This is a genomic window from Actinospica durhamensis (assembly GCF_018139695.1).
Lineage (GTDB): Bacteria > Actinomycetota > Actinomycetes > Streptomycetales > Catenulisporaceae > Actinospica > Actinospica durhamensis.
On the sequence record NZ_JAGSOG010000296.1, the window covers coordinates 1 to 9,878 of the forward strand.

General features: G+C 71.1%; 8 protein-coding genes and 1 pseudogene. 2 read left to right on the top strand and 7 right to left on the bottom strand.

Going from position 1 to position 9,878, the window contains the following annotated elements; genetic code table 11:
* The 5 genes from KDL01_RS34835 to KDL01_RS34855 all read right to left on the bottom strand — a co-directional run.
* A partial coding sequence (locus tag KDL01_RS34835; RefSeq protein WP_212532955.1) for a hypothetical protein occupies positions 1-982 on the bottom strand: 982 nt, incomplete at its 3' end.
* A 1-nt stretch (position 983) separates the two neighbouring features.
* On the bottom strand, positions 984-1,685 hold the full coding sequence (locus KDL01_RS34840) for a SigE family RNA polymerase sigma factor (RefSeq protein WP_212532956.1): 702 nt from the start codon (positions 1,683-1,685) through the stop codon (positions 984-986).
* A 324-nt stretch (positions 1,686-2,009) separates the two neighbouring features.
* Positions 2,010-2,483, bottom strand: a complete 474-nt coding sequence (locus KDL01_RS34845) for a GNAT family N-acetyltransferase (protein ID WP_212532957.1) — start codon at positions 2,481-2,483, stop codon at positions 2,010-2,012.
* A gap of 74 nt (positions 2,484-2,557) precedes the next feature.
* Positions 2,558-3,211 carry a pyridoxine/pyridoxamine 5'-phosphate oxidase gene (locus KDL01_RS34850; RefSeq protein ID WP_212532958.1) on the bottom strand — a complete coding sequence of 218 codons (654 nt, stop codon included), beginning with the start codon at positions 3,209-3,211 and terminating at the stop codon, positions 2,558-2,560.
* Between the two features lie 126 nt (positions 3,212-3,337).
* Positions 3,338-3,949 carry a TetR/AcrR family transcriptional regulator gene (locus KDL01_RS34855; RefSeq protein ID WP_212532959.1) on the bottom strand — a complete coding sequence of 204 codons (612 nt, stop codon included), beginning with the start codon at positions 3,947-3,949 and terminating at the stop codon, positions 3,338-3,340.
* A 74-nt stretch (positions 3,950-4,023) separates the two neighbouring features.
* Between KDL01_RS34855 and KDL01_RS34860 the strand changes: the two genes are divergently transcribed.
* Complete coding sequence (locus KDL01_RS34860; RefSeq protein ID WP_212532960.1) at positions 4,024-4,497, top strand: hypothetical protein; 474 nt, start codon at positions 4,024-4,026, stop codon at positions 4,495-4,497.
* Between the two features lie 79 nt (positions 4,498-4,576).
* A pseudogene (locus KDL01_RS45625) lies at positions 4,577-5,209 on the top strand (DUF4037 domain-containing protein); the annotation flags it as partial.
* 86 nt (positions 5,210-5,295) lie between these two features.
* Here KDL01_RS45625 and KDL01_RS34870 read toward each other — a convergent pair.
* Together KDL01_RS34870 and KDL01_RS34875 are read right to left on the bottom strand one after the other, a co-directional pair.
* Positions 5,296-6,201, bottom strand: coding sequence for a hypothetical protein (locus KDL01_RS34870; RefSeq protein WP_212532962.1), 906 nt, complete (start codon positions 6,199-6,201; stop codon positions 5,296-5,298).
* Positions 6,192-9,878 (bottom strand): RHS repeat-associated core domain-containing protein (locus KDL01_RS34875; RefSeq protein WP_212532963.1); only part of this gene is annotated, 3,687 nt, incomplete at its 5' end. The genes KDL01_RS34875 and KDL01_RS34870, both read right to left, overlap by 10 nt.

Here is a 9,878-nt window from a genome sequence, read left to right on the forward strand (position 1 = left end):
CGGCGACGCAGGCCATCACGACGAGGGTGGGTTGCAGGGTTGCGGGGGTGCATGCCTGGCCGGGTAATGCGGTGGGCATTCCCTCCGGTCCGCCGCGGAGTGTCACGTCGATCTCGGCTCCGGCTTCCCGGAACGTCAGGGCCAGCCAGTATGAGGGCTGGAACAGGTTTGTGCCGTTGGTGCTCGAGCTCTGGATCGCGGTCACTTCGGCCTGTGCCAGCGCACCGGTGATGTGCAACGGCAGCGCGACGGGGACAGGTGTTTGAGTCACGCTCCGGGCGATGCGGATCACGTTCGCGCGGTCGAAGATTCCGGATCCTTGTCCATGGCGGGCGCCGTCGGTGAACGAGAGCACGGCCCAGTCGCCGTCCGGGAGCTTCCACACCACGGCGCCGAGGCCGTTCGGGCCGTAGTAGCCCGTGCTGGGGGTCTCGATCCACGACGGATTGCCTCCGATCAACGGACCGGCGACATCGGATTCCTGGAACCCCACCCACTGCATGCTCTGATGCGGCATTGAGCCCGGAGGTGCGGTGTACAGATCCAGTCTGCTCTCTGAGATTGTCGACTTTGCGCCCTCGGGTGTGGCGTCGGCCTCGACCATGAGGTACGACATCAGCACGTTGGCGACGGACGGCCACGACGGCGAGTGTGAGTACAGGCCCGGGGGCAGCCAGCCGAATGACAGTCCGACGGCCACGGGGTCGTGCGCGGTTCGGGGGAACGACGCCGATGCGGTCGGCGACGCCGTCGGGGCGGCTGCGCCCCCGCCCTGTGGCTGGGCGCCCACGGCGAAGAACGCGATGAGGGCGCCTACCACCGCTATGGTCGAGAGCGCCGCGCCGCCTCTGGTACGCCGACGCCGTGCCAATGTGCGTCGAGCGTCGGCGACGGCACGGTCTGCGTCGATCCGGCCGCTCGGGCCGACCTGGTCGGCAAGCGCGTTGAGCCTCTCGGGCAGGAGGTCGGGATCGAGTGACATGTCAGCTCCCTTCGGGGAATGCCGTCGTGCCGGCGGACGGAGCGGGAACGGCGCGCGGGGGAACGTTGCGCGGAGGAACGTTGCGCGTGGCGCGGGGCGTCGGGGCCGTGCGCGTGTCGAGCGCGGAGGTGGTCCGGGTCGAGCCGGTGCGGTCTTGCGGGCCACGGGCGTCGGCACCGGCACCGGCACCGGCATGGGACGTCGTGTCGGGTGGTTCGAGAATCCGTCGCATCGCGGCCAGGCCCCGAGACGTTTGACTCTTCACGTTCCCGATGGAGCAACCGAGCTGCCCGGCAGCGTCCTCGACGGACAGGTCGCAGTAGAAGCGCAGTACCAGCACCGCGCGCTGTCTCGGCGTGATCGAGGCGAGCGCGGCGCCGAGGTCGAGCGCGAGGTCGGGATTCGGATCCTTGGAGGCTGCCGCGTCCGCGGTGGGTTCGTGCCCCAGCGTGACGCGCTTCCACCAGGGCGAGCGCTGTTCGGCCAGATAGGTGTTGACCAGGATGGTCCGCACGTAGCCGTCCAGGTTCGCGAGTTCGACGACGCGGGGCCAGTGGATGTACAGCTTGGTGATGCTGGTCTGCACGAGGTCGTCCGCGCGGTCCGAGTCGTGGCACAGCAGGAACGCGACTCTGCGCAGCCACAGCGACCTCGCCGCGACGTACTCGGCAAAATCAGCGTCCTGTTTATCCGCCGCTGCCATGATCCCCCATCCGTCCGTCGGTTCCGCCATCGCAAGCACGCCTACTGCTCTTTTTTCCATGGCACACCGCTTCTTCGGCGCCTCGTCACGCGGTCGCGAGGGCGCCATCACCCTCCTTAATGCCGCGAAGGCCCCGCGCGGTTGCGGGTGGCTCTGAACTGATCAGAGCTCCACCCGCTACCGGTGCCGGGCGGGCCGCCGGGCACGAGGGCATCGTGGGCTCCCGGAACCCGCGCAGAAGTGCCCTCCAATGGGCCGGACTCGGGGATGGGCGATCGCGGGTCTGCGCGAAACGGCTGGGGCGGGCGAGGCTCTTCGCAGAAATCAGGGATCGATGAGACCGGAGAGGTCTTTCGCGAGGTAAAGGTTCATCTCGGTGACGTCGTGGCCGACACCGGCGTCGTCGTACCACGTGTACTGAGATTCGCAACGCACCGATGTGTCCTGATACCCAAGGCGCTGGTAAAGGCGGGCGGCGGCGGGGTTGTCGATGCCGACGGCGAGGCCGGCTCGCCGAAAGCCGCGGGCGGCGATACATGCCTCGGCCGCGCCCACCAGGGCGCTGCCCACGCCCTTGCCGCGGGAGGCGGGTGTCACCTGGAGGTAGCCGATCGCCGGGCACTGCGGCACGGCGAGACGCGCGGGCTCTTCCCGGAATCCAGCCCATGTCACCACGACGTGGCCAACCGCCGCCTCTTCGGACCAGGCGATCAGGTACGCGGCCTCGTCAGCCTGCTGACAGCCGAAGTGGTACGTGTGCACGTCATTGCGACCGGTCGGCAAGTACCGCTCCAGCACCGCCAGATCCGCCGCGGTGCACGCGCCTATCCGCACGGGGCCCGATACGTCTACGTCGCCTGATACGTCGCCGGTCAGGGCCACAGTTGCCCGCGGGTCCAGGTGTCGCCGTGGCGCTCGTACCGCAGGCGCGTGTGCTTGCGCTGCTTGTCGGCCTGCCAGAACTCGACCTGCTCGGCGCGCACGGTGTAGAGGGTCCATTCCGGGATCACCAGGTCGGGCTGTTCGGCGATGCGCTCGAGCGCCTGCTTTGTGGCCAGGTCGAGTGTCTGCCGGTCCTCGAGCGGCCGACTCTGCCTGCCGGTGGAGGCCTCGGCGCGCGAACCGGCCGACCGGGCCAGGAAGTCCGCCGCGCTGTCCTGGGCGGACGCCGGCTCCACCGGGCCGCGCACGCGCACCTGGCGGGCCTGCTGCGACCAGTAGAACGTGAGCGCCACCGCGGGATGTCCGGCCAGGTCGCGGCCCTTGGGGCTGGAGCCGTGCGCCGCGAACTGCCAGCCGTGGGCATCGACGTTCTTGAGGATCAGCACCCGGGCCGAGGGCGTGCCGTCGGTGCCGATCGTCGAGAGGGTCATGGCGTGGGGTTCCCGGACGCCCGCCTCGACGGCTGTGGTCAGCCAGTCGACGAACAGCGTCTCGGGCCGGTCCGGCGCCGCATCGGGGTCGAAGGCCGGCAGTTCGCCTGCGAACACGTCGAGGCCGCGCAGGTATGCCCTGATATCCGTCATGGATGGTCCCCTCTCGCAACGCACGGGCTCCCGCTCCCGTACAAACGAAAATGAGAGGCCAGATTACCACTCGTAGCGCAAATCACTGATGATACATCAGTGGACGAGACTTCGAAATGGGCTGATTCACCGCCGTTGGCGGAGGTTCTCCATGGCGAGGTGCGCGACGGCGAGGAGCTCGGCCCGATCGGCGCCGAGGCTGGACTGCGCGGAGAGCCCGTGCCAGACGGCCTGGACGAGGCCGGTCAGTGCCGTCGCGGACGTGTCGGCGGCCAACTGCCCTTCGGCGATGGCGCGCTCGACGCGGGCGCGCAGGGCCTGCGCGTTGGCGCGGTGGAGGTCGGCGATGTACGTGCGCACGTCGAGGGTTTCCGGGCCGTCGGCCATGACGGCGCTGCCGACGAGGCAGCCGGGGTGGTCGGCGGCGGGCTGGGTGAACTCGTGGACCGAGCGCGTCAGGATCTGTTCGAGAACGCGGTGGATGTCGTCCTCCTCCACGGCCTGCCGATAGATGCTCCGAAAGCGCTCGGCGTACGTGCGCACCGCCTCCTCGAAGAGGCCGGCCTTGCTGCCGAAGGCGGCGTAGAGGCTGGAGGTGGAGATCCCCAGCGCCGCGGTGAGGTAGAGGACCTTCTCGCCGTTCTGGACGACTCCGCAGGACCGCAGACCTTGTTCGGCTGGAGCTACGGCGGCCTCATCGCTGATGGCCGCGAACGAACGCCCGTTCCGTCGGGTCATCGCCTACGAGCCCGTCATCGGACCCTTCGGGCGCAGCGCTGCCCGCGCTCCAGGCCGCCGCGCACGACGGGGACTTGGACCGCAGCGTCGAGGTCGTGAACACGCATATATCAGGCTTCAGCCTGGACTACGTCGAGGCCCTGCGTGCCGATCAGTATGGATGGTCGACCCTGCGCCGCCTCAGCGAGCCGCTGCACACCGAGTTGGCCGCGCTCAACGACGCGCCGAACCCGGACGCGCTTGCCCGGCGCGCCGATCGCGTGGACCTGATCGTCGGGGAGATGAACGCTCGGGAGATGAACGCCGGGGAGATCTATGCCAGCGAGACGAACGCCGCCGAGATGGACGCCGCCGAGATGGACGCCGCCGCAGCGCCGTACGGGGCGTCGTTACAGGACGTGCGACGGCTCATCGAAGGCCCCGGCCGCCCCGGCGTCGAAGGCCCCCGCATCCGTACGCAGGTGCTGCCCGGTCAGGGCCACCTCGCCCACATTCACGCACCGGAACTGCTGAGCCGATGCCTCGACGTGGTGGGCGCGTCGTGGTGACGTGTCCGTGCCCGGGATCTGTCGCGGTACGCGCGGAGAACCGGTGGCCGGCGTATGCGTCCTGGGCGAGAGTTGCCGGGTGACGACAGCAGGCGCCGCATTCACCTCCGGGCTCGAACTCTCGCGCCTCCTCTATACGGAGGCGGTGCGGCCGATTCTGGCGCAGGCGTATCCGGGACTGCCTTATGCCGCCGCCCTGGTGGGCACGGGTTCGGAGGTATTGGGATTCGACGCGCCGCGGTCGACCGACCACGACTGGGGGCCGCGTCTGCTGCTGTTCCTGACCGCGCACGACGTGGCCGCGCATGGTGCGGAGATCCGGCGCGTGCTGGCCGAACGGCTGCCGAAGGACGTCCGGGGGTATCCCACGAACTTCCAGCAGGTCGACGATCGGGTCGGATTCATCGAGCATTCCGACGGTCCGGTGAACCACCGTGTCCTCACGGCGGAGGCGGGCGCGTGGCTGACCGGGCAGTTGGGCGTCGATCCGTGCGCGGGGGAACTCTCGACCCGCGACTGGCTGTCCGTTCCGCAGCAGCGGCTCGCCGAGGTCACCGCGGGCGCGGTGTTCCATGACGATCTCGGCACGCTCAGCACGGCCCGGGAACGGCTGGCCTGGTATCCGGACCAGGTCTGGCGCTACCTGGTGGCCTGTCAGTGGCAGCGGATCTCCCAGGAGGAGGCGTTCGTCGGGCGCCTGCCACGCATCGGGGGCGTCGATCAATGGGCGGACAGCACGGACTTCCTGGGCTCGAACGAGCTACGGCACGCCGTGACCGACGCTCTGGCCTGATGCCCTCAGGCCGCCCGCTCGTCGAGGTACTTCTCCAGCAGCGGGCTCAGCAGGGTCTGCCGGTAGGTGCCCTCGGCCAGGCCCACGGCCTGTGCTTCGTCGGCGTCGATGAAGCGCAGCGTGCCGTCGGCGGTCTCGGCGGCACCGAACTCGCCGGTGTCGTCCACGCCCGGGCGGCGGCGCGGCTTGTGGTAGATCTCCGGGTCGGCCGGGAACCGCGCGAGCAGGCTTTCGTCGTGCCCGATCAACCGCCACACGCCGGTCTTGACCGGCTGCTCGTCGGTGTAGACGGGGTGGGGCAGCGGCGCCTCGAGCGCGGCGGCGGTGCGCGGCAGCCGGGAGGTGCCGCGGAACAGGCCGAGGGCGGTGCCGAAGCGGTTGCGGATCAGGACCACGGCGACGTGGTGGCCGCCCGCGGCGGCCGGGATCGCCAGGATGTCACCCGGCGTCAGCTTGACCGACTTCTTCGGCGGCTCGATCGCCAGCCGCGCGACTGCTGCTCCCTCGACGTCCGCGAGCGGCACCCGTCCGGACCGCAGCGCCTCCAGCAGCACAGCGCTGAACCGCTCCGGCGTCACCGGGGCCTGATCGGCGGCGAGACCGGCGACCGCGTCGGCGAGGAGGTCCGTCGTGTCGGTGAAGACGGCGTCGCCGAGTTCGGCGACGCGCGAGGCCGTCGCGACCGCGTACCGCTTGTTGGGCTTGAGGCCGGCCTTGAAGCGCAACGGCGTGGCGAAGGACCCGTCCACGGCGTCGGAGCCTTCCGGGAACGCCCAGCCGATGATCTCCAGCAGTTCGCCCAGCGTCGGGTCGCCGCCCAGCGGGCCGGACGCGTCGCGCGCGATCCGGGCTAGGCCGTCGGCGAGTTCGAGGGCGCCGTGGTCGGATGCGGTCTCGTCGTTCACGCGCACGCCACCGCTCCAGAGGCGCCGCCGGCTCCGTCGGTCCCGCCCGATCCGCCGGATCCGCTTGCTCCCCCGGATTTGTCGGACCCGTCGGAGACGTTGTTCTTCGCGTTCTTCAACTTCTCGTATTCCTCGTAGTCGGCGAGCTTCTTGGCGTCCATCGGGTTCTCCCGGTTACCCCGGTAGTTGTTCCCGTCGCGGCCGATGATGGTGTCGTTGTCGTCCGCGAGCCGCTGCTCCATCAGCCGGGACTCCCCGTAGGTCCTGGTCCCCGGCTCCACGGTGATGGTATCGCCGTTGGCGGTGGAATACCGGTTGTGGTTGTTGCCGTGGCGCCGCTCGACCGAGGCCTGCGAGGACCCGGGGCCGAACATGCCGGAGTAGTAGGTGTTGCCTGCGCTGTCCTGCAGCGTGTAGTTGCTGTAGCCCGGCCGGTCGTAGTACGCGTACGGCTTCTTCAGCAGGCCGAGCGGGTCGAGCCAGGCCAAGGGGTTGTCGACGTACCCGTGGTGGTGCGCGGCCGGCGCCAGGCCGAGCGGGTCCGGCGAAGTGTAGCGGCCGGTGGCCGGGTCGTAGTAGCGCCGGAAGTTGTAGGCCAGGCCGGTCTCGGTGTCCGGGTACTGACCCGGGAAGCCGAGCGGGCAGTGCCCGTCGAACGCCTCGTCGGCATCTGCGCGCGGCTCGCCCCACAGGCTGGTGCGCCGGCGCCAGGCGATCCGCCCGTCGGCGGTCGCGAGTTCGGTCGGCGTGCCGACGAGGTCGGTGATGACGGCGTGGAACTCACGGTCGATCACGTCCTGCGGCGCGTCGAGCGCGTAGCTGCGCCGGTCCTGGGTCAGCGGCGCCCAGGACCCGATCGCGTAATCCCAGCTGGTCGCGGTGCGCCGGCCGGGCAGCACGTGCTCCTGCTCGGCCAGGTTCACCCCGTCCCAGCTGAAGCGGATCTCCTCGAGCATCTCGCCGTCCGCGCCGAGACGTGCCTTGGACACGCGGCGGCCCAGCGGGTCGTACCGGTAGCGCCAGTGCTCGCCGTCCGGATTGGTCGCCTCGGTCAGCCGGTCGTGCGCGTCGTAGGCGAACGTCCACTCCCGGCGGCCGCCGGAGAGCGTGTGCCGCACGGTCCTGATCAGCCGCGACTGGTCGTCGTACTCGTAGTGGGTGCGTCCGGCGCGGCGCACCAGGGTGCCCGCCACCTCGCTCGACCCGGCCGTGGGCGCGTCCGGGGTGCGCGTGTCGGCGGAGTGGACGAGGTTGCCGAGGTGGTCGTAGACGTAGCTCTCGGTCCAGGTCGCGGCGGTGACGGCGGTGACGCGGCCCGCGGGGTCGAGGGCGAAGCGCCGCGTCCCGCCGTCCACGTCGGTGACCGAGTCCGGCACGCCGTCGGCGCGATAGGTCCATACGCGCTCGTCCACGAGTCGGGACGTGCGCGCGTCGGCGGGCCCGTCGACCGCGAGCAGGCGCTGCGCGGTGAGCCGGCCGTGCCCGTCCCACTCGCTGGTGAGCGCGGTGTCGGCGCCGATCCAGCGGTACGCCTCCTGCCCGGCCGCGTCGTAGGCGAAGGACAGCCGGCCGTCTCCGTGCTCGAGGCTGAGCGGGCGCCCGAGCGCGTCGAACTGCCAGTCCGACCGGCTCCCGCCCGGGGTGGTGCGGCTGAGCCTGCGCCCGGTGGCGCCGTAGGTGCTGGTCAGGACCCTGTCGTCGTAGGACTCGGCCAGGACCCGGCCGAGCGCGTCCCGGGTGAGGACGACCGTGCCGTCCGGGCCCTGGGCCCGGACCAGCCGGCCGGCCGGGTCGTAGCCGAAGGTGGTGCTCGCCCCGTCGTCGGTGCGCTGCTCGACGGTCCGGCCGAGGGCGTCGCGGATCAGGTCCACGCCCTCGCCCGCGCCGTTGACCCGGCGGATCACGTTTCCGGCCGCATCGTACCCGTACGTCAGGGCACGGCCGTTGAAGTCGGTCTCGCCGACCACGTTCCCGACCGCGTCGAGGGTGTAGGTCCAGGTCAGGTTCTGCGGGTTGGTGACCGCGGTCAGGCGCAGCCGGGCGTCGTGGGCGAAGGCGTGCCGGGCGCCGTCCGGATCGGTGCGCTCGAGGATCTGGTGGAAGGGCCCGTAGCCGAACGCGGTGGTGAGCCCGGCCTGGTCCGTGTGCGAGAGCTGATTTCCGCACGCGTCGTAGGTCCAGGTCTCGCGGGTGCCGTCCGGGTACTCGCGCAGGACCGGGTGGCCCTGACCGTCGTATCCGGTGGTGACGGTCGCGCCGAGCGGGCCGGTGGCGGCGACCACCCGGCCGCGCCCGTCGCGGTCGGTGCGCCACACCGCTCCGAGCGGGTCGGTGACGGCCACCGGCAGCCCGGCCCGGTCGGTCTCGATCGAGGTGGCGTGCCCGAGCGCGTCGACGGCCTGGACCAGGTTGCCGCGCTCGCCGTACCCGAAGGCGGTGACCGAGCCGGCCGGATCGGTGGCCGAGACCCGGTTGCCGCGCTCGTCGTAGCCGTACTGCCAGACGGCGCCGTCCGGGCCGGTGATCCGCACCGGGTTGCGCAGCCGGTCGTATTCGGCCTCGACGACGGTCCCGTCCGGGTGCTCGATCCGCAGCGCGTCACCGTGCGCGTCACGCATGAAACGTGTCGTGTGGCCCAACTCGTCGGTGTGCGCGAGCACGCGGCCGTAGCGGTCGGACTCGGTCGTGGTCTCGGCACCGAGCGCGTCCACGGTCTTGCACAGGTGCTGGTGCGCGTCGTAGTGGTACGCGGTCGCGTGCCCGAGCGCGTTGGTCACGGTGGTCACGCGGTTCTCGAGGTCGTACGCGAGCCGCGAGGCCATCGCCCCGTCCTCGCCGCCGGTCCGCACCACCCGGCCGGCCGCGTCGTACTCGTACTCGTACCGGTAGCCGCCGCGGTCGATCCACGCGGTGATCCGGTCGTGCGCGTCGTACTCGTAGATCAGCGGTACGCCGCTGCCGTCGGTGATCTGGACCAGCCGCCCGGCCGGGTCGTAGCCGTAGCCGGCCAGCACCGTGTCCCCGTCGGGGCCGTCCGCGCCCTCGGGCCCGAGCAGCCGCAGCTCCTGGATCCGGAATCCGGCCGCCGTGTAGAGCGAGTCGACCCCGATCCGGTAGCCGGCCGAATGCTGCACCTCGGTCGGCACGCCGTCGGCGTCGCGCAGGATCGCGATCCGGTTGCCGTTGCGGTCCGAGATCGACGTCAGGGGCCTGATCTTGCCGCCCGGGGCCGGGTGCTCGCCCACCGCGGTGAAGCGGTAGGTCAGTCCGAGCCCGGTGTCCTGGACGTAGACCTCGTCGGCCTTGCGGTCCCAGCTCAGCGGCCAGCGCGCCCCTTCGGCCGGCAGCACCTCGTGGGGGGGTCCGGCGGGCAGCGGATAGCGCAGCAGCTGCGCGTCGTCCCCGGAGAAGTCGATGCCGCCGTCGCCGATGCGAATCCTGATGTCAAGGGTGGAGGACCAGCCGGGGCCGAGCAGCCTGCCGCCGCCGTATCCGGACGCGTACGCGCGGCGCAGCACCAGCGGCAGCACGCCGGGCAGGTCCACGTCCACCGTCGCCGTGACCATCTGGCCGGACACGACGTCCACCGGGTCCGTACCCCCGGTCGCGCAGGATCCGGTGCCCTCCGAGGACACCCCGCCGGTCTCGGTGGAGCCGCCCTCCGTGCCGCCCTCGCCCTCGCC